The sequence below is a fragment of the Roseateles amylovorans genome (assembly GCF_025398155.2).
GTDB lineage: Bacteria > Pseudomonadota > Gammaproteobacteria > Burkholderiales > Burkholderiaceae_C > Roseateles > Roseateles amylovorans.
Map to the genome: position 1 here is coordinate 4,376,176 of NZ_CP104562.2, position 26,064 is coordinate 4,402,239.

Below are 26,064 nucleotides of genomic sequence, written 5' to 3' on the forward strand. Positions count from 1 at the left end.
GCCGCTCGCCGATGCCGGCATCAGGCGCGCAGCGCCAGCAAGAGGCCCGCACCGCCGAGCAGCAGCGCGGCCAATCGACGAATATGCTGCGCATTCAGGGGCGGCGGATAGCGCCGATGCACCGCATGGACGATCAGCACCATCGGCGCCGCCGCGAGAGCCAGCCAGAGTGCCTCGGTGGACAGATGCCCGGTGCCCGCCACCATCAGCAGCCTCAACGCGCTGTTGAAGGCAGTGGCCAGCATCAGGCACTGCTGAACCACCTGCACGGGCAAGGGCTGTCGATACATGTGCAGCACCAGCGGCGGCCCGGCCGCCGAGAAGAGCCCGCCCAGCAGCCCCGAACAGGCGCCGGCCACCGCATAGCCCAACGGACCAGACGGCGTTTCCTTCGCTCGGCGCGGAATCAGCATCAGGCCGGCACACACCATGATGGTCACCCCCAGCGCCGCCGCCAGATGACGACCGGCCTGTGCACTCAACCAGTGCAACAACAGCAGGCCGGCGGCCACGCCGATGGCACTGCTGGGCAGCGCCGGCAGCACCACGCGCCACGCGGGCGTCACCGGGTGATGCCGCAGGTAGGCCGCGACATTCAACAGCACCAGCAAGCTGGCCGCATCCGCTGAGCAGCCCACAGGCCCGAGCTGCAGCGAGGCCGTCAGCCCGAGCAGCACCAGCGCAAAGGCAAAGCCGGTGAGCGTCTGCACATAGGCCGCCACGCCGGCGCAAAGGCCGAATAAGAGGTAATCCATCGCGTTTCACAGCCATCCCTCTGCGGCAGGGTATTGCGCTTTCCTCATATCGCGCAACAATTTACTCATAACGGCTGGGGGGCAGATGTCATGGGTCATCCAAACGGCAGTGAAAGTCGCGCAGCGCTTGAAGCGTCTGTCTCGTTCGGCAGAGACATCTTCAAACACCGAGGCTGCGTCGCAGCCCCCGACCGAGCGCACCTCCTGGGACAGCGCCCCTCGACGATCTGGTTCACCGGCCTGAGCGGCGCCGGCAAATCCACCCTGGCCTATGAAATGGAGCGCCGCCTACTGGCGCAGAGACACCTGAGCTATGTGCTCGATGGCGACAACCTGCGGCACCACCTCAACAGTGACCTCGGATTCAGCGCCCACGAGCGGCGAGAGAACATTCGCCGCACCGCCGAAGTCGCCTCATTGATGAATGAAGCGGGGCTGATTGTCTTCAGTGCCCTGATCTCGCCGAGCCGCGAAGACCGGTGCATGGCGCGCGCCATCATCGGCGACTCCCGCTTTCTGGAAGTGCACATGAGCGCGGATGTGGGGGTCTGCGAATCACGCGACCCGAAAGGGCTCTATCTGAAAGCGCGAGCAGGCCTGATTCCGCAATTCACCGGCATCACCTCGCCTTATGACGAACCGGAAGCGCCCACCTTGCGCATCGACACCGGGCGAATGACCCTGGATCAGGCCGCAGACGAATTGATGACATTGCTTCGGACCTCGGGCGTCCTGCAATAACCCTGCCAAGTCGTTCAACACATCAAGGGAGGTGTGTGATGGCGCTGACCCCACATGACGGTGTCTCCAACCGACTGCCGTCGGCGATGCCTTTGCCGTTGCTGATGACGCCATTGAGACGCTGCGGCAGCCATGCCCTGAGACTGCGGCTCAACCTCAACCCGCATTTCTATTCGCCGTATCCGCTGCACATCGTCGACTTCATGCCGTTGGTCCCGTTGTATGGCGACTTGACCGACGACCGACGCTATTTCCGAATGGTGGTGGATGTGGTGGGCTTGCAGGCCGCCGGGGTGGTGAAGTGGGCGGACATGGCGTTCGACCCGGTGGAGATCTTCGACGCCTTGAAGGACCAACCCCGCAGCGTGCACCGCATTGCCTGGGAGCTGCTGCTGCGGGCGGGTCAGCGGCATGGCGCGACCGTGGTCATGGACAAGTCGCTGGACAGCATCCACTATGCCGAGGAGCAATTGGCGCTGTTTCCGCAGATGCGGTTTCTCAATGTGGTGCGAGATCCGCGGGCTCAGGTGGCCTCGATGAATCGGGCCATCATTCACGATTTCGACACCACGCTGAACGCCCTCAGCTGGCTGAATGCCCATCAGGCGGGCCGGGCACTCGCACAGGCGCATCCGGATCGGGTGCTCACCATCCGCTTCGAGGACTTCATCACCAACCAGGAGCAGGTCCTGCGTCGGGTGTGCAGCTTCATCGACATCGAATTCCTGCCCGAGATGCTCGACGTGGCGGCCTCCAGCGAGGCACGCCAACTCTCGAAACTGTCCGATCTCTGGCAATCGAATTGCTATGCGCCGCTCCCCGCGATGACCGACAAGTTCAAGGCGCAGCTGTCCATGGAGGAGATCGAGACCATCGAGTCGCTGACCCAGGCGCTCATGGCCTTCTATGGCTACGAATGCATGACGCCGGCCTCCAAGCCCGCGCCCGACGCGCAGACGCTCGCGCGCTGCGCCGAGACCTCCGAGCGGGGACGGCGACAAGCCTGGGCCAAGCTGTCAGAGACCAACCCCCGGGACTATGTGCTGCGCCGGTTCCGCGCGGACTATCTGTCTCATACCCGGCAATCGCTGGAGGCTGGCTTGCTGTGATCGGTCTGTCCCGATCTGAACTCGGTTCGGGGGACACGCCCGTCTGACCCGCGAGACGCTCATGCCGCGTCTGCACCTGCCCTGCGACTTTTTCCCGTGCCTCCGCAACCCAAGGCATGCAGCCATGCGCCTGCGCTGCTAAAACCGTTCGGTTCGGAAAAATCCAGGGAGGAACTCATGAACGGTTTGCTGAAACTCCGCATCGGCGGGCGACTGGCCGCGGCGTTTGGCTTGATGGTGTTGCTGATGCTGCTGATGGCGGCCGTCTCGCACAGCGGTCTGACCCGCATCGACGACCGGCTGGGCAACATTCTGGATGACCGCTATGTCAAGGTTCGATCCATCAGCCGAATCTTCGACGAGCTGAATCAACAGGCTCGCAATACACGCAACGCGCTGCTGGTCGACACCGGTCCCGAGCGACAGAAGCAATTGGCGACCATCACCACGTCACGCCAGAAGGCCGCCACGCTCTACGACGAGCTTGTTCCCACGATTCGAGATCCCGATGCGCAGAAGCTTCTGGCGCAAGCACTCGAAGCCCGCAAGGCGTATGGCGAAAGCCTGGACACGTTCACGCGGCTGATCAACGGCGAGGACATGGACGGCGCGAAGGCACACCTGCTGAATCGGCTGCGCCCCCACCAACTGGCCTACACAGACGCGCTGCAGAAATTGGTCGAGCAGCAGGAGAAGTTGATGACGACCTCCGGCGAGGAGGCTGCCGCGGCAGTGGATCGCACGACGAAGCTGCTGCTTGCTGCGGTCGTCATCGGGGCCGTGGCGGGCATCGCCTTCGGCGTGCTCGCCACGCGTTCCGTGACCCATCCGCTCCGCGAAGTACTTCAATCCATGGAGGCCGTGGCCTCCGGCGACCTGAGCCAGGACGTGGTGGCCGACCGCACCGATGAACTCGGCGATCTGCAGCGCAGCCTGCAACGCATGGTGCACAGCCTGCGCGGGTTGGTGACGAATGTGCGGACCGGGGTGGACTCGGTGACCACCGCCTCCACCCAGATCGCCGCGGGCAATCTGGACCTGTCCAGCCGGACCGAGGAACAGGCCAGCAGCCTGGAAGAGACCGCCAGTTCGATGGAGGAGATCACCGGCACCGTGCGCCAGACTGCCGACAGCGCCCGCATGGCCACCTCGCTGGCTGCGGACGCCGCCGAGACCGCGCGGCGTGGCGGCGAGGTGGTTGGCCGCGTGGTCGGCACGATGGGTGCGATCACCGAAAGCAGCCGCCGCATCGGCGACATCATCGGCACGATCGACGGCATTGCCTTCCAGACCAACATCCTCGCGCTGAATGCCGCCGTGGAGGCGGCCCGGGCGGGAGAGAACGGTCGAGGCTTTGCCGTGGTCGCCAGCGAGGTGCGCAGCCTGGCGCAACGCAGCGCCACGGCAGCCCGTGAGATCAAGGCACTGATCGCGGCCTCGGCGGCATCGGTGGAATCCGGCGGCCAGGAAGTGTCCGCCGCCGGCGACACGATGCGAGAGATCGTGGTGCAGATCGGCCGCGTCAATGAGTTGGTGACCGAGATCTCCGGGGCCTCGGTCGAGCAGAGCCGCGGCATCGAGCAGATCAATCAAGCCATCGCCCAGATGGACCAGGTGACCCAGCAGAACGCGGCCCTGGTGGAGGAAAGCGCCGCAGCGGCCGGCAGCCTGGAAAACCAGGCGAAATTGCTGGCGACGGCGGTCGCCTCGTTCAAGGTGTGACACTCGGGGCCTCACCGATCGCGGGCGCCCTGCGGGGCGCAGTCACCGTCCGCAGTCCCCGCCCACGATCGCCGCCCACCCTTGACCCCTCGACGCACGCCTCCGCATCGCGCGGCGGCGATCGCCGGCCGTCGACCTGCCCATGCGCCCTTCCAGCCTCCGAAGCCCCTCGGCCCCTGTGCCGCAGGCGCCGCCGTCCAGCGCGGCCGACACGCTCTACCCCTTGCTGTTTGTGGCGCTCTGGAGCACCGGCTTCATCGGCGCGAAGTTCGGATTGCCCGATGCCGAACCGCTGACCTTCCTGGCATGGCGGTATGCCGCCGTGCTGGTGTTGATGGGCGCGGTGGTCGCTGCGCTTCGGGCACCCTGGCCCAGCGACCGCAAGGCCTGGGGACACATCGCGGTGTCCGGCCTGCTGGTGCACGGCGTCTACCTCGGCGGTGTGTTCACCGCCATCAGCCATGGCTTGCCGGCGGGCATCACGGCGTTGGTGGTGGGCCTGCAGCCGCTGGTGACCGCGCTCGGTGCGCGGGCCTTTCTCAGCGAACAGATCCGGCCGGTGCAGTGGGCGGGCCTGGCGCTGGGGCTGATCGGCGTGGGGCTGGTGGTGGCGCAGAAGATGGCATCGGTGCAAACCGGCGCGCTGCTCACCATGCTGCTGCCGGCGGTGATCGCCCTGCTGGGCATCACTGCGGGCACGCTCTACCAGAAGCGCTTCTGTCCGTCCTTTGACCTGCGGACCGGCGCCATCATCCAGTTCGTCCCCTGCCTGGTGCTCACCACCGTCGCTGCCGCGCTGACCGAACAGATGCAGGTGCGCTGGACCGGGCATTTCGTGTTTGCGCTGTCGTGGCTGGTGCTGGTGCTGTCCCTCGGTGCGGTCAGCCTGTTGAACCTGCTGATCCGACGCGGCAGCGCGGTGCATGTGGCCAGTCTGTTCTACCTCACACCGCCGACCACCGCGTTGATCGCCTGGGCCTTGTTCGACGAGACCCTGCACGCGGTGGCGCTCATCGGCATGGGGCTGACCGCGATCGGCGTGTGGCTGGCGCGGCAACCGAAACGCTGAGCGAACGGTTGCCCACAGGCGGGTCGCACAATGCCTGGCTTCACCAGGAGAGCCACATGTCACTGCCAGAAGAGTTCGATACGCCGCAATTCGCCAAAGGGCTGGCGATCCGCCGCGAGGTGCTGGGGGCGGCGTATGTCGACAAATCGGTCCATGAGGTCGAGGACTTCATGAAGCCGATGCAGAAGCTGACCACCGAATGGGCCTGGGGCGAGGTCTGGTCTCGTCCCGGCCTGGATCGCAAGACCCGCAGCATGCTGGTGCTGGCCATGCTGACCGCCCTGAACCGACCGAACGAGGTGCGCCTGCATGTGCGCGGCGCGCTGAACAACGGCGTGACGGTGGCGGAGATCCAGGAGGTGCTGCTGCAGGCGGGCGTCTACTGCGGCGTGCCGGCGGCCTTGGACAGTTTCAAGGTGGCGCTGGAGGTGATCAATGAGACGCCACCGCCGCAGCCGTCGGCAGCCTGAAGGAGCGCGCACGCATGTCGTGCGCTGCACAGCGCCGGCAACTCGCCAGGGCTCGCGGCTGTGCCTACTGCAGGCCTGCGCCTGCATGAGCGTGCAACGAGGAGTGGATGCCGCCGGGCGACGGGGTCTGCATCACCTTTGTCGACAGGTCGGATCCCGACACCTCCTCGTAGCGCGAGGGCAGTCGCTCTCGCAGTCTGAACAGCCGTTGGTGTGCGGAACGCGTGAGTTGCCCATAGGTCACGGCGTGCACTTTGCCGCGCAGCACACCATCCTCCTTGAGATCTTTCTCCCGCGTGGTTCTGGCCGCGATCTCATGACCCACGACAAACGCCCGGAACATCGGGGTACCGTCGATGGCGCCACTGCCGAGAAAGTCCTGCACATACCCGTCCGCCTGATTCATGGCCTCGCGGCCAATGACCGACTTTCCTTTCTTCAGCTCGATGATCAGGACGTTCTGAATGCGGGTCAGCATCGGATCCGCCGCGTCGAACCCTTCGGTTCCAACAATGGAACAGGTGGCGTCCCCAAGGACCAGGAGGTCAGGCCGTTGCCGAGGCTGCGCAAACTCGTCGCCGGACAGGCGTCGCTTGAAGATCTTCTCCGCCGCCGATTTGAGACTGACGTTGGAGGCGTATTCGCTGCTGTCGAATTCAGGACCGAACAGCCAGCGCGCCTGGGTCACCAGGGGATGGAGGGTCTGCAATTCGTCGGAGGCCTCGTCGCCACACAGTTTGTCGATGGCCGCCAACACCGCCAGACGGTGATCGATCTCATCCAGCACGGACAGCGCATCCCTGACAGACCATTGCCCCAGTAGCCGATCGAGACCGTCGATGTCTGATTCGCCCAATTGAGTGAGCTTCTCCAGCAAGGCCGCGCCGCCTCGCGCCCGTTCCAGATTGATCAGGGCCTGCACCGCTGCCGAGAGAACGTCGGGCGAAACCGCAGGCGAAGACTTCGCCAGATCTCTGGCAAAACTGGCGACCTCCGCGCGCCCGAGAAGCGACAGCCCCTTGAACTGCTCTCTGTGACGCATGAGTGCTTCCTCCGAACTCTCATCCATCAGGCTGGAGGCCAGCGTTGCAAAGACTCGCTGGACGTAGTGGCGGACCGCGTCGAACAACGCGGCGACGCGCGGACTCGATTTGAACTTCAACCAGTCGGACTCGACGTCGCGCAGCCAGCCATGGTTGGCGTACACCGCGATGGCATAGCGCTGCGCGATGCGCGCGCGGCTGTCGATCACTGGATTGGCGCCGATCAGCCAACTGGGTATTCCCACCAGCCGGCCGTTGACCCAGAAGGCAATCCCTTGAGCGAGCGCGGGCTGGACTGCCTTGGCTGCATCCACCACATACGCCTGCACGGGCGGCGCATCCTCGACCGCCAGTTCGGTCCGTTCGATCAGGCCAGTGCGATCGGCCAGCGCCACGGGGCGACCATTCACCCGAACCACGAATTGCGGGTCGTGCAAAAACCTTGCTGAAAGCATGTGGCTGATGCGTTCGGCATCGGGCAGGTGGCGGTTCACCAACACGGACAGGCGGGTCCCGCTGCCCTGCGCCTCGAATCGGCCTTCGGTCAGGATTCGAAAGGGAGCGTCCTGGGCGTCCGGGGCTTCCTGGTTCTGTGTGCCAATCTCGAAACGAGCGCCGCATTGATCTCGCCAGGTCTCCACCCAGTAGTGATCGGAGAAACACAGCAGGCCGTGACGCCCGACGCCATTGCGTCCATAAGCACGCCGCTGCCAGGCCCGGCGCGCCAGCGGGAACTCCACTTCCGGACCTTGATGACGCGTTCGGTCATAACCCAGCTTCATCCATCGTGACTTGAACTGGGCCGAAGACATGCCATGGCCGTCGTCCTCAATGATCATTGAACGATCTGGCGATGAAGGGATGGTCAGGTCCACGCGTGATGCACCCGCATCCCACGCATTGGCCACCAGTTCCGTCAGCGCGACTTCCGGATCATGAGCAATGCGGCCCAGAGTCCGGATCAGATAGTGCTCTTCGAAGAGCGAGGCGGTCTGATCGGCCGCCTCATTCATGCCTTGCGTCATCTCTTCCCATCCTTCCCACTGCGAATCTTCCGACCGCATGAACCATCCAACAGATCCCGCCGCCGAGCGCGGCCGCGGGTTCGATGAATGCATTCTGAAGGTCAGGGCAGCGGGAAAGAGGTCACTTCAGGGCACATCCCCCGTCAACCCCACCACAGGGGGAGCAAAACATTGGGATGGGCCCACCAGCGCTGATCAACGGGCCACTCATTGCGGTCGTTGCGACGCCCGGGCGCCCTGCGAGGGCGGCGCGCGTCAGCCCGGTCAGAACGCCGCGATGCCCGTCTGCGCCCGTCCCAGGATCAGCGCGTGGATGTCGTGGGTGCCCTCGTAGGTGTTGACCACCTCCAGGTTGACCAGATGGCGGGCAATGCCGAATTCGTCGCTGATGCCATTGCCGCCCAACATGTCGCGCGCGGTACGGGCGATGTCCAACGCTTTGCCGCAGCTGTTGCGCTTCATGATGGAGGTGATCTCCACCGCGGCGGTGCCGTCGTCCTTCATCCGGCCCAGACGCAGGCAACCTTGCAGGCCCAGCGTGATCTCGGTCTGCATGTCCGCCAGCTTCTTCTGCACCAACTGATTGGCGGCCAGCGGCTTGCCGAATTGCTGACGGTCCAGCGTGTACTGCCGCGCGGTGTGCCAGCAGGACTCGGCCGCCCCCAGCGCCCCCCAGGCAATGCCGTAGCGCGCGCTGTTCAGACAGGTGAACGGCCCCTTGAGGCCACGCACCTCGGGGAAGGCGTTCTCCTCCGGGCAGAAGACCTGGTCCATGACGATCTCGCCGGTGATCGAGGCCCGCAATCCCACCTTGCCATGAATCGCCGGCGCCGACAGGCCCTTCCAGCCCTTCTCCAGCACGAAGCCGCGGATCTGGCCCTCGTCGTCCTTGGCCCACACCACGAACACATCGGCGATGGGGCTGTTGGTGATCCACATCTTGCTGCCGCTCAATGCATAGCCGCCCTCGACCTTGCGGGCACGGGTGACCATGGACCCCGGATCCGAACCGTGGTCGGGCTCGGTCAGGCCGAAGCAGCCGATCCATTCGCCACTGGCGAGCCGGGGCAGGTACTTGCGCCGCGTGGCCTCATTGCCGAACTCATGGATGGGCACCATCACCAGCGAACTCTGCACGCTCATCATCGAGCGGTAGCCGCTGTCCACCCGTTCCACCTCGCGCGCAATCAGTCCGTAGCACACGTAGTTCAGGCCCGCACCGCCGTATTCCTCGGGGATGGTGGCGCCCAGCAGGCCCAGTTCGCCCATCTCCCGGAAGATGGCCGCATCGGTCTTCTCATGGCGGAAAGCGTCCAGCACCCGCGGCGCCAGCCGGTCTTGGCAGTAGGCCTGCGCCGCGTCTCGCACCGCGCGTTCGTCGTCGGTCAACTGGTGGTCCAGCAGCAGGGGATCGTCCCAGTGGAACTGTGCCTTGGAGGTCTTGCTCATGATGTCTCTCTCGTAAGGCGCCGGGGTCGCGCGAGCGACTGCGGCGCAATGGGCATGTGCGGTGGAATGACGACGCGGAATGGCCGCGGGCAGATGATGCTAACGCCGGCGAGACCTGGCTGCAGTCACCTCGATGTCAGGCATCGCACGTCCGGAGGCGGCGACGACGGCCCGGCCTGCGGATCGCGATGACGGCGCGGCACGCCGCTCAGGTTGCGGTGAAGGCCTCGGACCTCCGCCGCTGCCGTGCCGGCGGCGTTCGCCGCGACCTCAGCCCGTTGAGGTCGGCTTGCCATGCGCCTGCACCGCGCGCACCAACGCGGCACGCACATCCTCAGGGAAAGGCTGCGAGTGATGGGTATCCAGCGACGTACACACCAGGACCTGGCCGAAGGCAGCACGAGGGCCATCCGGGCCGTCGATGCTGAGGCGCAGCGTCAGGGAGCTGCGGCCGACCCGCTCGATCCACAGGCGCTGGGTGAGCCGCTCGCCCAGCCGGCTGATGCGCTCGAAGCGCGTCTGCAATTGCACGGTGGGCAGCCCGATGCGCCGCGTGCCGACCAGCGTCGCATAGTCCACCCCCAGGCCATCGTTGAACCAGTCCTCGACGAACACCTGCAGCATTTCGAAGTACCGGGGGAAGAACACGATCCCGCCCGGGTCGCAGTGACCAAAGCGCACCAGCACCTCACGTTCGAACACAGGCTCCATCGCGACCTCCGGGCTTGGGGTTCCGAGCATCGACACGTCCGCATCCAGGATGCAGGGACCGACCATATCGCCAGCCGCAATGGCGGGTCCACGCCGCCGCCGAACGGCTTGCCAAAGCGAACATGCCTTGTTGGAATTAACCGACACCACGCCCCGGAACGCCGCGATAAGGTGCGCGGCGCTGGACCGAATCCCGCGACAGACCGGACGGAATCTATGAGCCAAAAGACCCTTTGGGACATCTCGCCAATCGTGGCGCCCGATGCCCCCATCTTCCCAGGCGACGAGCCCTATTCGCTGCGCTGGACCGCCCGGCTCTCACCGGACTGTCCGGTGAACCTGAGCGCGATCACCCTGTCGCCGCATGTCGGCGCCCATGCCGATGCGCCGCTGCATTACGCCGACGGCGTAGCCAGCGCCGCGGAGGTCGATCTGGACGCCTACCTCGGTCCCTGCCGCGTCATCCATGCGATCAACTGCGGACCGCTGATTCGCATCGACCATCTTCGCCACGCGGAAAAGAACCTGCCGCCGCGCGTCCTGGTGCGCTGCAACCGGCGCGCGGACACGGTGTGGAATCCCGACTTCAGCGCCTATGCCCCCGAGACAGTGGCCTGGCTGGCCGAGCGCGGCGTCCGGCTGATCGGCCTGGATACGCCCTCGGTCGATCCCGCGACCAGCAAGACCCTGGACAGCCATCAGCAGTTGCTGCGCCTGAACCTGCGCGTGCTGGAGAACCTGGTGCTGGACGAGGTTCCCGAAGGCGACTATGAGTTGATTGCGCTGCCGCTCAAGTTGGCCGGCGCCTGCGCCTCACCGGTGCGCGCGGTGCTGCGATCGCTGTGAGGGACAGCCACGCCGCGTCTTGACCCAGCCTCGCCGCGGCCGATGACTTCGATGCGCGGGGCCTCCTCGTGCCCCCGGCGCCCTGCCCTTTCTTCGTCCTCTGCCTCTCCTTTCTCCTCTTTCTCCTCTTTCTCCTCTTCCGTCTGGACATCGCATGACCACACGCAACGACTGCCTCGCCCTGGATGCGGCCGATCCCCTGGCCCGCCTCAAGGACCAGTTCTCCCTGCCTGACGGCGTGATCTACCTGGATGGCAATTCCCTGGGCGCCATGCCCAAGGCGACCGCCGCACGGGTGCAGCAGGTCATCGCCCAGGAATGGGGCCAGGACCTGATCAAGAGCTGGAACACCGCCGGCTGGATGGACCTGCCCAGCCGCATCGGCGACAAGATCGGTCGGCTGATCGGCGCACGGCCCGGTGAGGTGATCGTGGCGGATTCGACCTCGCTCAACCTGTTCAAGGTGCTGAGCGCGGCGCTGCGGATCGTCAAGGCCGATCGGCCCGGGCGCACGGTGATCGTGTCGGAGCGCAGCAACTTCCCCACCGACCTCTACATCGCCGAAAGCCTGGCCGAACAGTACGGCGCGACCCTCACCCTGGTCGACAGCGCGGCGGAGATCCCCGCGCATCTGAATGACTCGCTGGCGGTGCTGATGCTCACCGAGGTCAACTACCGCACCGGCGCCCGGCACGACATGCGGGCGGTCACCGCCGCCGCGCAGGCTGCCGGCGCGCTGACCGTGTGGGATCTGGCCCATTCCGCCGGCGCCGTCCCCGTGGACCTGAACGGCGCCAACGCCGACTTCGCCATCGGCTGCGGCTACAAGTACCTCAACGGCGGCCCCGGCGCGCCCGCGTTTGTCTGGGCCCATCCGCGGCATGCGGATCGCTTCTGGCAGCCGCTGTCGGGCTGGCTGGGCCATGCCGCGCCGTTCCAGTTCAGCGCCCGCTACCAGCCGGCCGCCGGCATCAAGCGCTACATCTGCGGTACGCCGGCCATCTTGTCGACCGCCGCCCTGGAATGCGGCGTGGACACCCTGCTCGCCGCAGAACCGCTGGGCGGCATGACCGCGCTGCGGGAGAAGTCCCTGGCGCTCACCGACCTGTTCGCGCGGCTGGCCGAGGAACGCTGCGGCACGCTCGGCGTGACGGTGGTCTCACCGCGGGACGCCGCATCGCGCGGCAGCCAGGTGTGCCTCGCGCTGAACGACCCGTTGACGGAGGCCGGCTACGCCGTCATTCAGGCGCTGATCGAGCGTGGCGTGATCGGCGACTTCCGAGCCGGCGACCCCGCGCGGTTGGACCAGGTGCCGCACATTCTCCGCTTCGGCTTCACGCCGCTGTATGTGGGCTTTGCCGATGTGTGGGATGCGGTCGAGCATCTGCATCAGGTGCTCTCCACCGAGCAATGGCGTCAAGCGCGCTTCAACCAGAAGGCGGCAGTGACATGAGCTGCCCGATGCACGGATCCACCGGCGGCACCGATCGCCCGGCGCAGACCGAATCCGCCGACCCGTCGCCAACGGCTCTGGCGCAGGCGCAGGCCCAGAGCCCTTCCTCTGGCGGCGCGGGCGAGGCCATCGTCAAGGAGGAAGGCGCCCAGCTCGATTTCTCCAAGGACATGAGCTATGGCGACTATCTGCACCTGGACCAGGTGCTGAGTGCGCAGCATCCGCTCTCGCCGGATCACAACGAGATGCTGTTCATCGTCCAGCACCAGACCTCGGAGCTGTGGATGAAGCTGATGCTGCATGAGCTGCATGGCGCGGTGGCGCAGGTCGCGGCGGATCAGTTGCCGGAGGCCTTCAAGATGCTGGCGCGGGTCTCGCGGATCATGGAGCAGCTGGTGCATGCCTGGGATGTGCTGGCGACGATGACGCCGCCCGAGTACTCCGCCATCCGGCCCTACCTGTCCAACAGCAGCGGCTTCCAGAGCGCGCAGTATCGGCAGATCGAGTTCATGCTCGGCAACAAGAACGCGGCCATGCTCAAGCCCCATGCGCACCGCCCCGCCCTGCTGGCGGCGGTGCAGGCGGCGTATGAAGCGCCCTCGCTGTATGACGAGGTGCTGCGCTTGATGCAGCGCCGCGGCATCGAGGTCCCCCCCAGCCACCGCGAGCGCGACTGGACCCAGCCCTATGTCGCCAACGACGGCGTCACCGCCGCCTGGCTGCAGGTCTACCGCGATCCCAAGGCGCATTGGGACCTCTATCAAATGGGCGAGGAACTGGTCGACCTGGAGGATGCCTTCCGGCTGTGGCGCTTCCGGCATGTGACCACGGTGGAGCGGGTGATCGGCTTCAAGCGCGGCACCGGCGGCACCGGCGGCGTGAGCTACCTGCGCAAGATGCTGGACGTGGTGCTGTTCCCCGAGCTCTGGGCGCTGCGCACCGAGCTCTGAGCCGGGAGATCGGCAGGGGTGCGTGCGTGCGTGCAGGCCGGCGGGCGAGCGGGCGAGCGGGCGAGCGGGCGAGCGGGCGATGACCGTACGCCCGAATGGCCGATCGGGCGGATGGGGCGGATGGGGCGGACGAGCCGGCCAGAGCGGAAGGCGACGGACGGCGAACACCGGCGACCGACCGGCCGAATGCCGGTGGGCGCGCGCTTCTACAATCGGCGCACCGTCGTCCCCGTGGGCCCGGCCGATCCTGCCGCCGCCTGCCAACTCTCCGAGGCTCCCCCATGGACACCCGCATTTCCCAGATCAAGCTGCGCATTTCCCGACTGCGGGACGCGCTGCGCGAGGCTGACGCCCACGCCGTGCTCGTGCCTTCGGCCGATCCCCATCTGTCCGAATACCTGCCGCGCCGCTGGCAGGGTCGCGAATGGCTGTCGGGCTTCACCGGCTCGATGGCCACGCTGGTGGTGACGCGGGACGAGGCGGTGCTCTTCGCCGACAGCCGCTACTGGACCCAGGCGGAGCGCGAGCTCGAAGGCAGCGGCATTGCGCTGTTCAAGATCCCCACCGGCGCCGCCACCCATCACATCGGCTGGATTGCCGAACATCTCCAGCCCGGCCAGACCCTGGCGGTCGACGGCCAGGTGCTGGGCCTGGCGCTGGCGCAGCAACTGCGCGCGGTGCTGGGTGCGCGTCGCATCCAGATGAACACGCAACTGGACCTGATCGACAAGGCCTGGGAAGACCGACCCGATCTGCCGGACGCCCCCATCTATGAGCATGCCGCGCCGCAGGCCACCGTCAGCCGGGCCGACAAGCTCGCCCAGGTGCGCGCCGCGATGGCCGACAAGGGCGCGACCCATCACCTGATCTCCAGCGTGGACGACGTGGCCTGGCTGCTGAACCTGCGCGGATCGGACGTCACCTACAACCCGGTGTTCCTGGCCCATGCCCTGCTGGATGCCAAGGGGGTGACCCTGTTCGTGCGCGGTGGCAAGGTGGATGCGGCACTGGCGCAGCGCCTGGCGGCCGACGGTGTCGCACTGGCCGATTACGACCAGGCCCGCGCGGCGCTGGCTGCGTTGTCTCCGACCGCCGCTGTGCTGATCGATCCGCGCCGGGTGACCCTGGGCCTGCGCGAAGCCCTGCCCGCAGGCGCCGCGGTGATCGAGGCCATCAATCCGAGCACCCTGCTGAAGAGCCGCAAGAATGCCGCCGAAGCGCAATTCGTGCGCCAGGCCATGGAGCAGGATGGCGCCGCGATGTGCGCCTTCTACGCCTGGTTCGAGGCCGCCCTGGCTCGCGGTGACGCGCTGACCGAACTCACCGTGGATGAGCGACTGAGCGCCGAGCGGGCCAAGCGTCCGGGCTTTGTGGGCCTGTCCTTCTCGACCATCGCGGGCTTCAATGCCAACGGCGCGCAGCCGCACTACCGCGCCATGCCGGATTCGTTCTCCGCCATCGAGGGCGATGGCCTGCTGCTGATCGACTCCGGCGGCCAGTACCTGGGCGGCACCACCGACATCACCCGCGTCTGGCCGATCGGGCAGGTCAGCGACGCGCAGCGACGCGACTACACGCTGGTGCTCAAGGGCACGATCGCGCTGTCCCGCACCGTCTTCCCGCGCGGCACGCTGAGCCCGATGCTGGATGCCATCGCCCGCGCGCCGCTGTGGGCCCATGGCCTGGACTATGGCCACGGCACCGGCCACGGCGTGGGCTATTTCATGAATGTGCATGAGGGTCCGCAGAGCATCTCCAAGGCCGTACCGGACGCCAACATGGCCATGGAGCCGGGCATGATCACCTCGATCGAGCCCGGTCTGTACCGCCCCGGCCAATGGGGCGTGCGCATCGAAAACCTGGTGCTGAACGTGCAGCGCGACACGCCGGAGAACCATCAGTTCGGCGAGATGCTGGCCTTCGAAACCTTGACGCTGTGCCCGATCGACACCCGCTGCATCGCGGTCGAGCTGCTCAGCGATGACGAACTCGCCTGGCTGAACGCCTATCACGAGGAGGTGCGGCGTCGCCTGTCGCCGCTGGTGGAGGGGGAGGCCCTGGCCTGGCTGCAGACGCGTACGGCAGCGCTGGCGCGCTGAACCGCCGCGACGCACCGACGGCGCCACACACGCCACACCCAGCTCGTCGCGGCACTTCCTGCGACGAACTGCACGAAAGCGGGGCTGAGCCCCGCTTTTTCGTCTGCATCCGCGCTGGAACCGCCGGGAGGCGACGCCTAGACTTGAAGCGAGTCCTTCTTCGGATCGTCCGACGCGGGAGCGGATCGGGCACCGGCGTGTGCACGCCGAACTCCAGACATCGCGCGTTCCGAGGGAAGACGCCGCAGTGAGCCAGAGGATCAGAAGACCCGAGGAGACAGGGACATGGATACCCGCTTTCCCCACGTCATGCAGCGATCGAGCCCTCATCACGACAGCTCGCCCCCGCGCAGATCGCTTCACGTTCCCCATCATTTTTCTGACAGTGCCCTCCACAGTTCGCTGATGGTGGCCGTGCTTGCCGTCGCCGCGCTGGCGGTGGTGCAGGCCTTCAACGTCGGCGTGCTGATGTGGCGCCTGGACCCGGTGGTGGTCACCGGCAAGGCGCAGCAAACCACGCCGCTTCCGGCCGATCCGAGCGCGACCAAACGCTGAGCGTCACCGACGGCCCTCCCCCTCCCATCACCGCTGGCCACCGTCGGCCGCTTTCGGACGATGGATGATCCGCGTCGCCCTGCCCCGCATGCGCGAGGACTCGACCTGCGCGAATGGGCGCGGGCGTGCGTCGGCGGGTCATTGCGACCGGTGAAGACGCTGAGGCGTTGCCCCTCACGGGTTAACGGTCACGTCAGCGGTCAGCTCAGCGGTCAGCTCAGCGGTCACGTCGGCGGTCAGCTCGGAGATCACATCTGTCTGAACAAATGCAGATAGCTGCGGCTGACCGGCAGGACCTCCGGTCGCGCCTTGAGATGCAGATCCGCCGTTTCATTCGGACCGCGGGTGACATGGCTGATCGCATGCAGGTTCACCACCACCGAGCGGTGGACCTGGACGAATCGTTGAGGATCCAGCCGCTCGATCAATTCGCGGATGGGGGTGCGGATCAGGGCTTCGCCGTCGGCGGTGACGACCAGGGTGTATTTTTCGTCGGAGCGAAGGAACTGGATCTCGTCCACCGGGATCAGCTTCAGCGTGGAGCCGACCGAGGCGCGAATCCATTGCAGCGGTCCCGAGTCCGATGCCAGCCCCCCGGCCATCGCACTGAAGGCGGAGGATCCGGCGCTGCTGCCCAGGCCGGACTGCTGCGCCCCATGACCGCCGAGCGCGCCCGCCGGCGGCCGTGCCATGCGCCGCGCGAGTTCGTCAATGACCGCCTCCAGGGCCGCGCTGCTGCCGGGCAGCGGCTGCTGCGCGGCCAGACGCTCCTGCAGGCGCTGCACGGTGTCGCTCAGGCGGGCGTCTTCCACGGGCTTGACCAGATAGTCCACCGCGCCGCGCTCGAAGGCCTGCAGGGCGTATTCCTCGTAGGCGGTGACGAACACCACCTGCGCCTGGCGCGCGATCTGCCGCGCCGCCTCCACCCCGTTCAAGCCCGGCATGTGGACATCCAGGAACACGATGTCCGGGCGGTGGACCTGGAACATCTCGACCGCCTCCCGTCCGTTGCGGGCCTGCGCCACGATCTGCAGTTGCGGCCAGGCGCGGGCCAGGCTGCGTTCCAGGCTGTCGCGCAGCAGCGGTTCGTCGTCGGCAATGAGGGCGGTCGGCGAAATCATGGCAGAGCAGGAGGAGAGCAGTCAGTTGGCGGGGGCGGAAGTGCGGATCCATCGGCGACGAAGCGGACTGACTCGTCGGCAGCAGGCGATAGTCTCCGCCAGGCGGTGTTCACGGCGCAGCTTGGGGACGCGGTCCGCGGCGATGTCGGAGTGGCGGTCGAAGTGGCGGTCGATGGGACGGTCGATGAGGCGGTCGATGGGGCGGTCAAGGAGGCGCGGCCAAGGTGGCGGTCAATGGGGCGTGAATCCGATTTCCGCGCGCAATCCATGCGGTTGATTTTCGGTGAGGGTGAGGCTGGCGCTGCGGCCATAGAACAGCGTCAACCGTTCACGGAGGTTGCGCAGCCCGGTGCCGGCGCCCATCTCCTGCACCATGCCGACGCCGGTGTCGTTCACCCACAGCCGGACCTGCCCGTCCAGCAGTTGACCGCCCACCTCGATTGCGCCGCCCTCCTCGCTGGGATCAATGCCATGGCGCACCGCGTTCTCGACCAGCGTGAGCAACGCCATCGGCGGGAAGCGCAGGCCGCTCAGTTCCGGCGGCAGATCGACATGGAAATGCAGGCGGTCCGGCATGCGCAGATGCATCAGCTCCAGATAGGCCTGCACCAAGGCGACTTCGTCGGACAGACTGGTGGACTCCCCTTGCAGCCGCGGCATCGCGGCGCGCAGGTAGGCAATGAGGCTGCGCAACACCGGGGCGGCCTGCGGCGAGCCGGTCTCCACCAGTGCGCGGACATTGGCCAGGGTATTGAACAGAAAGTGCGGCTCGACCTGGGCCTGCAGCAAGCGGAGTCGGGCGTCGAGGGCCTGGCGCTCCAGTTCACTGCGCTCCAGCTCGAAGCTCAAGGCCTGGTTGCGGGCCTCGGCATCCCGTTGGCGATACAGCGCGCCCATCGCCAGCAACGGCCCGACCACCAGTCCGGAGCCGGCAATCCAAATGAAGCCCATGATGCGGGCCTCGGACTCCATCAGGCTGGTCAGATCGCCGCCGACGGCCACCACATAGACCAGCAGGGTCGCGATCGGGACGGCCGCCGCCACCACCACCACCTGGAACAACCAGCGCGCCCACCAGCGCGGCAGGCGGCGGGGCCACTGTCCGGCGGCGGAAAACGCCAGCAAGGCCAGCATGCCGACGAACATCGTGCGGCCGAGCAGGACCGGAAACGGAGTGATGAAGATCGGGGCCAGCACCAGCGCTGCCACCGTGGCGAGCGCCAGGGACAGCAGCACCCGGTGGGGCGTCAGATAGGAGACAAAACCCTGCCAAGCCTGGCTGGAGGTGTTGGCGGCGTGCGTCGTGGACATGCCCGCACGATAGCGGCCGCTCGTCTCGAGGCCAAGCGCCGACGCACTGCGGCGCGATGAATGACGGAATGGGCCACTTGAACTACGAGCGCTTCAGCGGCGGCCGGGTGCCGCCGGCCGATATCAGGCGCGCATGCCGATCCGGCACATCACGGCTTCCTTGCCGGCGTTGATCGCAAAACGAAGGGCTTCAGCAGGCGTGGCCCAGCCGTATCCCCCGGCCAGGTTTTCGTCGCGAAAGGCTTCGCGCTTGGCGATGGCCTGATCGGTGCTCATCACCACCACGGCGGCCACATAGCCGAACTGCCGCGGGCGTTCGATGGCACCGGCGTAAATGCGGTAGTCCCCGGTATCGATTTCGGCGAAATGCATCGTCCGCTCCTCGGCGGTCGACATTGACCGCGATGGGACGAACTGTGCGCGCTTCCCGCGCCCGCTCATACCCACCTGAGGTGGGCCCTCCAAAGGGGGTATCAGGATGGGGGAGGTTCGCTGGCTGACCTTTCGGGGGGTTAAAGGTCATTCGGGGGGCCGGAGCGTTTGGGCTGTCAACATGGGCGCCGGAGAGGCGCGCCAAAAGCGATTCAGCCGCGCGCTTGCGCGATGGTCGTGTATTCGCGCAGCTCGGCGTCAACGATGCGATTGGGCGGAGGTTCGGGACGCTTGCCCAGCTCGGGGTGTGTCAGCTCATAGGAGCGACGCTCGGTGGCGGAGATCACCCCGTTCTGATCGGTGTCGGCCACGGCATAGACCAGATTGGGCACCAGGGTGATGACCTCGGGTGACTGGGTCGATGCGGCGGCGGGAGTGGCGGTGCTGGCTACGGGGGCAGCCGCGGTGGACGCAGATGCGGAGGCGGTGCTGGAAGCTGCGGGCGCCGGTGTCGGTGTCGGTGTCGGTGTGGAGGGGGCGACGCGAGGGCTGACGGACTGGGTCGCGGCAGAGGTGGTGGCGCTCGATGCGGCGCTCGCCAGCGAAGTGCCTTGGGCGGACAGCGTGACCACGGCGGACGCTTCCACCGGTTCGTTGGACGCCGACGACGAGGTGCCGAGCGGTGCGAAGGCGGATTCCGACTCTCGGCTGCGCTGCGGCGCAGCCGTCGAGGACGTGCTGGTAGCGGTGTTGACGAGGGTAGAGATCATGATGATGCCTCCACAAGGGATCCGCCGATTCGGCCAGCGGAGACCGGACCGGGCATCAACCCAGCCAGTGGCCCATACGGGCATATTCGGTTCTTCGGCCAAACCCAGCGGGACTTTAGGGCGAATTGTGAACGCAAGTGGAAATTTTGTGAATCGCCAGGATCGCGGGTGCGGCGAAGGCGTTGCATTTGCCTCGGTCGTGCCCGTCGGCAGGACATGCTGAGGCATCAGATCACCCGGTGGCGGAGGGGCCTGCCAGTCCCACGGACTGGTGATGCTCCGAGGACCCACACGGACCTGTGTGGTTGCGGAACGTCTGGAGGCTCCGACGTTTACGGGTGGAGGGTCGGGGGAGAGAGTTTCGGAAATAAAAAAGCCGACCCTGGGGTCGGCTTAGTGCGTTGATCACCAACGCTTTTCTTCTGGAGGAGAGGGGGGGATTCGAACCCCCGAGACGTTTCCGTCCGCCTGATTTCGAGTCAGGTACATTCAACCACTCTGCCACCTCTCCTGAATTCGGTGTCTCGCGTGGTTGTCAGCGAGTAAGCCTAAGAGTATAGCCGTGCTTTTTGTAGTTCAGCAAGACCTGACGCCCTGCCGGCGCAAAATTTTTCAGCGCCCTTTTTCAGCTCAGCCTTTCAGGACGTCCAACCCGCCCAGATAGGGCCGCAGCGCCTCCGGCACGGTGATGCTGCCATCCGCCTGCTGATAGTTCTCCAGCACCGCCACCAGGGTGCGCCCCACCGCCAGGCCAGAGCCGTTGAGCGTGTGCACCCATTCGTTCTTGCCCTGCGCATTCTTGAAGCGCGCCTGCATGCGGCGCGCCTGGAAGGCCTCGCAGTTGGACACCGAGCTGATCTCCCGATAGGTGTCCTGCGCCGGCAGCCACACCTCCAGGTCATAGGTCTTGGTCGAGCCGAAACCCATGTCGCCGGTGCACAGGGTGACCACGCGGTAAGGCAGGCCCAGCTTCTGCAGCACCGCCTCGGCGTGGCCGAGCATCTCGTCCAGGGCTTCGTAGCTCTTGTCGGGATGGACGATCTGCACCATCTCGACCTTGTCGAACTGGTGCTGGCGAATCATGCCGCGGGTGTCACGGCCGGCACTGCCCGCCTCGGAACGGAAGCACGGGCTGTGGGCCGTCAGCTTGATCGGCAGCGCCGAAGCGTCCAGCACCTGCTCGCGCACGCTGTTGGTCAACGAGATCTCGGAGGTGGAGATCAGGTACTGCTCCGGCACGTCATCATCGCCACCGCGCAACACCCAGAACATGTCTTCCTTGAACTTGGGCAGTTGGCCGGTGCCTTCCAGCACTTCGCGGTTGACGATGTAGGGGGTGTAGCACTCGGTGTAGCCGTGCTCCTGGGTCTGCATGTCCAGCATGAACTGGGCCAGTGCACGATGCAGACGAGCGATGGGGCCCTTCATGAAGGTGAACCGGGAACCCGACAGCTTGGCGCCGGTCTCGAAGTCCAGGCCCAGCGGCGCGCCCAGGTCGACATGGTCACGCGGCGAAAAGTCCAGCGTGCGTGGCGTGCCCCAGCGGCGCAACTCCACGTTGCCGGCCTCGTCGGCGCCGACAGGCACGCTGTCATGCGGCAGGTTGGGCACGCTCATCAGCATGTGGTTGAGCTCGATCTGGATGGCATCGAGCTTCTCGGCGCCGGCCTTGAGTTCGTCGGCGATGCCGGCCACTTCGGCCATCACCGCGCTGGCATCCTCGCCCTTGCTCTTGAGCTGGCCAACCTGCTTGGACAGCGCATTGCGCCTGGCTTGCAGCTCCTCGGTGCGAACCTGCACCTGTTTGCGATCGGTCTCGAGCGTCTTGAAACGCTCCACATCCAGGAACGACTGGGGATGCTTGCGGCGTTGCAGACGCTCGATCACGGCGTCCAGGTCCTTGCGCAGCAGGGTGATATCTAGCATGGCTTGTCTTTGATGTCTGGTCTTCGATGTTCTTGGCGCCGCAGGGCGGCCGCGCGCTGGCGGGCCGCCACAGGGGCGCGACGAGGGACGGCGTCAACGCGTCACGATCGTTCGCTGGTGACCTCGGCCATGGACTTGTCACCCAAGCCGATGGGCAACGGGAAGCGCACATGTTCCTCGACGCCCGGCAGCGTGCGCACCGTGGTGGCCCCCATGGCCCGCAAGCGGGTGATCACCGCCTGGACCAGCACGTCCGGCGCGGAGGCGCCTGCGGTCAGGCCCACGCGGGAGCGACCATCCAGCCACTCCGGCTGCAGGTCCTCCGCCGCGTCCACCATGTAGGCCGGCGTGCCCAGGCGTTCGGCCAGCTCGCGCAGACGGTTGCTGTTGGAGCTGGTGGGGCTGCCCACCACGACGACCACGTCCACCTGCGGCGCCAGCACCTTGACCGCATCCTGGCGGTTCTGCGTCGCGTAGCAGATGTCCTGCTTCTTGGGCTCGCGCACCAGCGGAAAGTGCTGCTTCACCGCGTTGAGGATCTCGGCCGCATCGTCGACGCTGAGCGTGGTCTGGGTCACCACCGCCACCCGCGACGGATCCTTGACCCGCACATGCGGAACGTCCGCACTTTCCTCGACCAGGTAGATGCCGTCGGTCAGTTGGCCCATCGTGCCCTCGACCTCCGGATGCCCCTTGTGGCCGATCATGATGAACTCATAGCCCTCACGATGCAGCTTGGCCACCTCGACATGCACTTTGGTCACCAACGGGCAGGTGGCGTCGAAGATCTGGAACCCGCGCTCCGCCGCCTCCTGGCGGACAGCCTGACTCACACCGTGGGCCGAAAACACCAGCGTGGCGCCCGGCGGCACATCGGCCAGGTCCTCGATGAAGATGGCGCCCTTGCCCTTCAGGTCGTTGACGACGTAGGTGTTGTGGACGATTTCATGTCGCACGTAGATCGGGGCACCGAATTTCTTCAGCGCGCGCTCGACGATCTCGATGGCACGGTCCACGCCTGCGCAAAAGCCGCGTGGCTCAGCCAGGATGATGTCTTTGTCTACCTGCATGGTGGCTGTTCTCGTCGCTGTTCTCGTCGCTGTTTGGGCCGCTGTTTGCGCCGCTGTCTGATCTGCTGTTGGAGCCGCTGATTTCACAACACGCCGATCAACTGGACTTCGAAGCTCACCGGCTGGCCTGCCAACGGGTGATTGAAGTCGAACAGCAACCAGTCGTCGCCCAGCTCCCGCACCACGCCGGCGTACTGGCTCTGGCCATCCGGCGTGGGGAACTGCACCACGTCGCCCACGTGGTATTGCTCATCCGGATTCCCCAGCTGACGCATCAGGCTGAGCTTGACCCGCTGCAGCATCTCCGGATTGCGCTCACCAAAGGCCTCGCCGGGCGCCAGCTCGAAGCGGGTGCGAGTGCCCTCCGACAGGCCAACCAGCCGGGCCTCGATCGCGGGCGCCAGTTCGCCGGTGCCCAGCGACAGGGTCGCCGGCTTGTCGTCGAAGGTGTTGATCAGGTCCTGGCCATCCGGCCCGGTCAGGCGGTAGTGCAGGGTCAGGAATGATCCAGGTTGGACGAGGTTCACAAGTCGAAGTGATTTTGGAAAACGAAATCGGATTTTAGGCTTGCCAGCCGCACCCTGACGCCGGAGTCCACCATGTCCCTTGCCATCGCCCTTCCCAACCGCCCTGCCCCCGCACCGAAGCCCGGGCTCCTTGCGACCTTCCTCGCGCCGACCGACCACCGTCACGACCGCCCACCCGAGCCCTCGCCGCAGGCCGAGAACGCCACCGCGGCGGCCCGTTCCTCCGGTGTGCCCTCGGTCGCGCCCGTCGGAAGGCTCCCCACCACGCCACCTGCTGCGGCACGTCAGGTTCTTGCTTCGGAGGGCGACTTGCCGCATGCCGACGCTGCGCCGCCACAGGCGTTGTCCGCCTTCCACGGTCTCCCCCCCGATGCCCGCCCACGTGAAAAGCTGATCGCTCACGGCGCCAGTGCGCTGGCGGATGCGGAATTGCTGGCCGTCCTGCTGCGCACCGGCCTGCCCGGTCGTTCGGTCATTGCCTTCGCCCAACAGGTGCTCGATCAGTTTGGTGGCCTGGCCGGCCTGCTGCGGGCCGATCCGAAATCCCTGAGGCAGGTGCACGGCCTCGGTCCCGCAAAGGGGGCGGCACTCTCGGCTGTGCTGGAGATCGCACGCCGGGCCCTGCGCCAGCCCTTGAGCCAGGCGCCGGTGTTCGACGCCGTCGACACGGTGCGGGACTACCTCGCGCTGCAGCTCGGCGGCCTTCAGAACGAGTGCTTCGCCGTGATGTTTCTGGACACCCGACACCGTCTGATCAGTCTGGAGACGCTTTCGCATGGCACCCTATCCCATACCATTGCCTACCCGCGCGAAGTGGTGAAGCGGGCGCTGGCGCTCAATGCCGGCGCCGCGATCCTGGCGCACAACCATCCCTCCGGCCACGCGGAGCCGTCGACCCAGGACATCGAGCTGACCCGGACGATGACCGCAGCGCTCGGACTGGTGGAGGTGCGGATGCTGGATCACTTCATTGTTGGCGCGGACCGTGTGGTTTCCATGGCCGAACTGGGTTGTCTGTGACCGATCGACTGCGCAGCCTGCAGGATCTGCAAGCGCTGCAACGAGAACTGAAACTCCGCCAACAGGCGGAGGAAGAACGCCGCGAGCGCGAGGCGGCGTTGGCTCGCCTGCGCGACCGGGAGGCGCGGCTGTTCGAATTGACCGTCGGCCCGGTCACCGTGCTGCCGGCGGCCAACCGGGTGCTGCTGCACACCGGACGGCCGGAGCCGGAGCCTCGCCAGCGGGAGCTGGATGAGCAGATGGCCTGGCGGCAGGCGCTGTCGGATGATTTCGACGTCGATTCGCTGTTGGAAACCGATGAGACCCTGTCCTTCCGCCGCCCCGAGATTGCCCAGGAGTCGGTGCGCAAGCTGCGCCGCGGTCACTGGGCGCTGCAAGGGCAGATCGACCTGCACGGCCTGCGACGTGACCAGGCCCGGGAGGCCCTGGGCCAGTTCATCCATGACAGCGCCCGGCGCGGCCTGCGCTGTGTACGCGTGGTTCACGGCAAGGGCAACGGATCGCCCGGTCGCGAGCCGGTGCTCAAAGCGCGCGTCAGGCGCTGGCTGGTGCAGAAGCAAGAGGTGCTGGCCTTCGTCCAGGCCCGCGCCAGCGATGGCGGCAGCGGCGCGCTGATCGTGCTGCTGCAGGCGCCCTGAGCAGCGCACGGATCGGGCTGCGCTAGGCGCCCTGAGCGGCGCGCCATCGGCGTCCAGAAGCGGCTCAAACGCGGCGCAAATGCGGAGCAAACGCAGCCCAAACACGGCGCCATCGCGGCGCAACTGCGGCGTCATCCCGACGTCCTTGTCGCGCCTTTCCCAAGCGACCGGAGCCGCCCGCTCGGCGGAGACGAAACCTTGTGCGGACCGGCCGGATGTGCGGCCCAGCGTGACCGCCGCCCGACCACATTGGCTCGCTGACAAGCAGCGCCGCCCAACCGCTCACTATCTGTTCCTCGGCAAGTCCGGCACAGCTGGGCTTTCCCTCCCCTGGCTGCGCGTTGTTTTGCGGAACAGCGTGTTGCGTCGCAGCATGCGCTCCATTAGTGTGAAGTCACGCCGGCGTTGAGAAGTATTCGCAACTTTGAACCATCGTTCGCGATGGGAGGGAACACGCATGTCCTCTACGAACGCCTCGACGCACGCCTTCATCCTCAGAGCCGCCCGCTCACCATCCTTCGCCGGCGCATTCCACCGCGCCTACGGCCGCATGCATGCGCCGGACTCACGGGCGACGGGCCTGCTGCTCGTCGCGCTGATCCATGTGCTGATTGTGAGCGCGCTGGTGCACGGCATGCGTCGACACGCCACACCGCCACCGCCGCCGATTCAGTTGCACGTGGTCGATCAGCCCAAGCCCCCAGCGCTGAAACTCGATCCACTCACGCCGCAGCCGCCGCCAACCTCGCCCACGGTGACGCCGCGGATCATCGACGCGCCACCGATCCTCATCGACTCGCCATTGACCCCGGAATCGCCCGCCGTCATCCCCGCCGTCACGCCGACCGAGACCAGCGTCAACACCGCCACCGTGGCCACCGCCGTGGACCACGGGGCCGGCGCCGGATCGGGGACGGGTTCGACCACACTGACAAAGCCGGAGATCGTGTCGCCCGGCGTGGTGTGCACCGCCATGGCGTCCCCCACCCTGCCGTCCGTCAACTGGACGGGCGAGGCCCTGTTCCGCGCCGTGGCCGATGTGCAGGCCGGACGGGTGGTCGCGGTGCAGATCCAGACCCTGCAGGGTCAGTTGGACGCCCGTACCAGGCGTGCCTTCACCGGTGCCATTGAAACCACGCTGAAGGAAGGCTACCTCTGCCCGGGCAATCACCGCTTCCAGCAGGAGTTCAGCTTCCGGGTCGATTGAGCGGACCGATTGAGCGGATCGATTGAGCGGACCGATTGAGCGGCCCGATTGAGCGGGTCGATCGAACGGGTCGAAGGCGACCCTGCCCGCAAACTGAAAGGGACC

24 protein-coding genes and 1 tRNA gene are annotated in these 26,064 nt (G+C 66.5%); 13 read left to right on the plus strand and 12 right to left on the minus strand.

Annotated elements, in window-relative coordinates; translation table 11 throughout:
- Nucleotides 1-20: 20 nt before the first annotated feature.
- On the minus strand, nt 21-755 hold the full coding sequence (locus tag N4261_RS18080) for a sulfite exporter TauE/SafE family protein (RefSeq protein WP_261756669.1): 735 nt from the start codon (nt 753-755) through the stop codon (nt 21-23).
- 33 nt (nt 756-788) lie between these two features.
- Here N4261_RS18080 and cysC point away from each other — a divergent pair, with 33 nt between their 5' ends.
- The 5 genes from cysC to N4261_RS18105 all read left to right on the plus strand — a co-directional run bounded on the left by cysC (nt 789) and on the right by N4261_RS18105 (nt 5,866).
- Nucleotides 789-1,496 carry an adenylyl-sulfate kinase gene (gene cysC, locus N4261_RS18085; protein ID WP_261756670.1) on the plus strand — a complete coding sequence of 236 codons (708 nt, stop codon included), beginning with the start codon at nt 789-791 and terminating at the stop codon, nt 1,494-1,496.
- Nucleotides 1,497-1,534: 38 nt separating this feature from the next.
- A complete protein-coding gene (locus N4261_RS18090) occupies nt 1,535-2,605 on the plus strand; it encodes a sulfotransferase family protein (RefSeq protein WP_261756671.1) in 1,071 nt (356 codons plus the stop codon).
- 177 nt (nt 2,606-2,782) lie between these two features.
- Nucleotides 2,783-4,327, plus strand: coding sequence for a methyl-accepting chemotaxis protein (locus N4261_RS18095; RefSeq protein WP_261756672.1), 1,545 nt, complete (start codon nt 2,783-2,785; stop codon nt 4,325-4,327).
- A 142-nt stretch (nt 4,328-4,469) separates the two neighbouring features.
- A complete protein-coding gene (locus N4261_RS18100; RefSeq protein ID WP_261756673.1) occupies nt 4,470-5,396 on the plus strand; it encodes a DMT family transporter in 927 nt (308 codons plus the stop codon).
- Nucleotides 5,397-5,452: 56 nt separating this feature from the next.
- Nucleotides 5,453-5,866, plus strand: a complete 414-nt coding sequence (locus N4261_RS18105; protein ID WP_261756674.1) for a carboxymuconolactone decarboxylase family protein — start codon at nt 5,453-5,455, stop codon at nt 5,864-5,866.
- A gap of 64 nt (nt 5,867-5,930) precedes the next feature.
- Here N4261_RS18105 and N4261_RS18110 read toward each other — a convergent pair whose 3' ends face one another.
- From N4261_RS18110 to N4261_RS18120, 3 genes are all read right to left on the minus strand, one after another.
- Entirely contained in the window at nt 5,931-7,934 is a 2,004-nt protein-coding gene (locus N4261_RS18110; RefSeq protein ID WP_261756675.1) for an ATP-binding protein, read from the minus strand.
- A 264-nt stretch (nt 7,935-8,198) separates the two neighbouring features.
- Complete coding sequence (locus N4261_RS18115; RefSeq protein WP_261756676.1) at nt 8,199-9,383, minus strand: acyl-CoA dehydrogenase; 1,185 nt, start codon at nt 9,381-9,383, stop codon at nt 8,199-8,201.
- A 270-nt stretch (nt 9,384-9,653) separates the two neighbouring features.
- On the minus strand, nt 9,654-10,094 hold the full coding sequence (locus N4261_RS18120; protein WP_261756677.1) for an acyl-CoA thioesterase: 441 nt from the start codon (nt 10,092-10,094) through the stop codon (nt 9,654-9,656).
- 216 nt (nt 10,095-10,310) lie between these two features.
- Here N4261_RS18120 and kynB point away from each other — a divergent pair, with 216 nt between their 5' ends.
- From kynB to N4261_RS18145, 5 genes are all read left to right on the plus strand, one after another.
- Nucleotides 10,311-10,940: an arylformamidase gene (kynB, locus tag N4261_RS18125; protein ID WP_261756678.1), complete on the plus strand. Its 630-nt coding sequence runs from the start codon at nt 10,311-10,313 to the stop codon at nt 10,938-10,940.
- Nucleotides 10,941-11,094: 154 nt separating this feature from the next.
- The gene (gene kynU, locus N4261_RS18130) at nt 11,095-12,393 is read left to right on the plus strand and encodes a kynureninase (protein WP_261756679.1); all 1,299 of its coding nucleotides are present in this window, start codon (nt 11,095-11,097) and stop codon (nt 12,391-12,393) included.
- An 8-nt stretch (nt 12,394-12,401) separates the two neighbouring features.
- Nucleotides 12,402-13,343, plus strand: coding sequence for a tryptophan 2,3-dioxygenase (gene kynA, locus N4261_RS18135; RefSeq protein ID WP_261756680.1), 942 nt, complete (start codon nt 12,402-12,404; stop codon nt 13,341-13,343).
- A 281-nt stretch (nt 13,344-13,624) separates the two neighbouring features.
- The gene (locus N4261_RS18140) at nt 13,625-15,442 is read left to right on the plus strand and encodes an aminopeptidase P family protein (protein WP_261756681.1); all 1,818 of its coding nucleotides are present in this window, start codon (nt 13,625-13,627) and stop codon (nt 15,440-15,442) included.
- 285 nt (nt 15,443-15,727) lie between these two features.
- Complete coding sequence (locus tag N4261_RS18145; protein ID WP_261756682.1) at nt 15,728-15,997, plus strand: hypothetical protein; 270 nt, start codon at nt 15,728-15,730, stop codon at nt 15,995-15,997.
- A gap of 248 nt (nt 15,998-16,245) precedes the next feature.
- On the opposite strand, the gene N4261_RS18150 is transcribed toward N4261_RS18145, so the two are convergent.
- From N4261_RS18150 to N4261_RS18185, 8 genes are all read right to left on the minus strand, one after another.
- Nucleotides 16,246-17,118 (minus strand): LytR/AlgR family response regulator transcription factor, encoded by an 873-nt coding sequence (locus N4261_RS18150; RefSeq protein ID WP_261756683.1) that lies wholly within the window; start codon nt 17,116-17,118, stop codon nt 16,246-16,248.
- Nucleotides 17,119-17,349: 231 nt separating this feature from the next.
- A complete protein-coding gene (locus N4261_RS18155) occupies nt 17,350-18,429 on the minus strand; it encodes a sensor histidine kinase (RefSeq protein WP_261756684.1) in 1,080 nt (359 codons plus the stop codon).
- A 123-nt stretch (nt 18,430-18,552) separates the two neighbouring features.
- Nucleotides 18,553-18,825 (minus strand): hypothetical protein, encoded by a 273-nt coding sequence (locus N4261_RS18160; protein WP_261756685.1) that lies wholly within the window; start codon nt 18,823-18,825, stop codon nt 18,553-18,555.
- Between the two features lie 188 nt (nt 18,826-19,013).
- Complete coding sequence (locus tag N4261_RS18165) at nt 19,014-19,571, minus strand: hypothetical protein (protein WP_261756686.1); 558 nt, start codon at nt 19,569-19,571, stop codon at nt 19,014-19,016.
- Between the two features lie 423 nt (nt 19,572-19,994).
- A tRNA-Ser gene (locus tag N4261_RS18170) sits at nt 19,995-20,082 on the minus strand.
- A gap of 119 nt (nt 20,083-20,201) precedes the next feature.
- A complete protein-coding gene (gene serS, locus N4261_RS18175; RefSeq protein WP_261756687.1) occupies nt 20,202-21,497 on the minus strand; it encodes a serine--tRNA ligase in 1,296 nt (431 codons plus the stop codon).
- A 101-nt stretch (nt 21,498-21,598) separates the two neighbouring features.
- Nucleotides 21,599-22,567: a 4-hydroxy-3-methylbut-2-enyl diphosphate reductase gene (gene ispH / locus N4261_RS18180; RefSeq protein WP_261756688.1), complete on the minus strand. Its 969-nt coding sequence runs from the start codon at nt 22,565-22,567 to the stop codon at nt 21,599-21,601.
- An 83-nt stretch (nt 22,568-22,650) separates the two neighbouring features.
- Entirely contained in the window at nt 22,651-23,094 is a 444-nt protein-coding gene (locus N4261_RS18185; protein ID WP_261756689.1) for an FKBP-type peptidyl-prolyl cis-trans isomerase, read from the minus strand.
- Nucleotides 23,095-23,436: 342 nt separating this feature from the next.
- Between N4261_RS18185 and radC the strand changes: the two genes are divergently transcribed.
- The 3 genes from radC (at nt 23,437) to N4261_RS18200 (ending at nt 25,959) form a co-directional block, all read left to right on the plus strand.
- Nucleotides 23,437-24,114, plus strand: coding sequence for a RadC family protein (gene radC / locus N4261_RS18190; protein ID WP_261760762.1), 678 nt, complete (start codon nt 23,437-23,439; stop codon nt 24,112-24,114).
- Complete coding sequence (locus N4261_RS18195; RefSeq protein WP_261756690.1) at nt 24,111-24,752, plus strand: Smr/MutS family protein; 642 nt, start codon at nt 24,111-24,113, stop codon at nt 24,750-24,752. Before radC ends, N4261_RS18195 begins: the two co-directional genes overlap by 4 nt.
- 457 nt (nt 24,753-25,209) lie before the next feature.
- Nucleotides 25,210-25,959, plus strand: coding sequence for a hypothetical protein (locus N4261_RS18200; protein ID WP_261756691.1), 750 nt, complete (start codon nt 25,210-25,212; stop codon nt 25,957-25,959).
- The last annotated feature ends 105 nt before the right edge of the window (nt 25,960-26,064 follow it).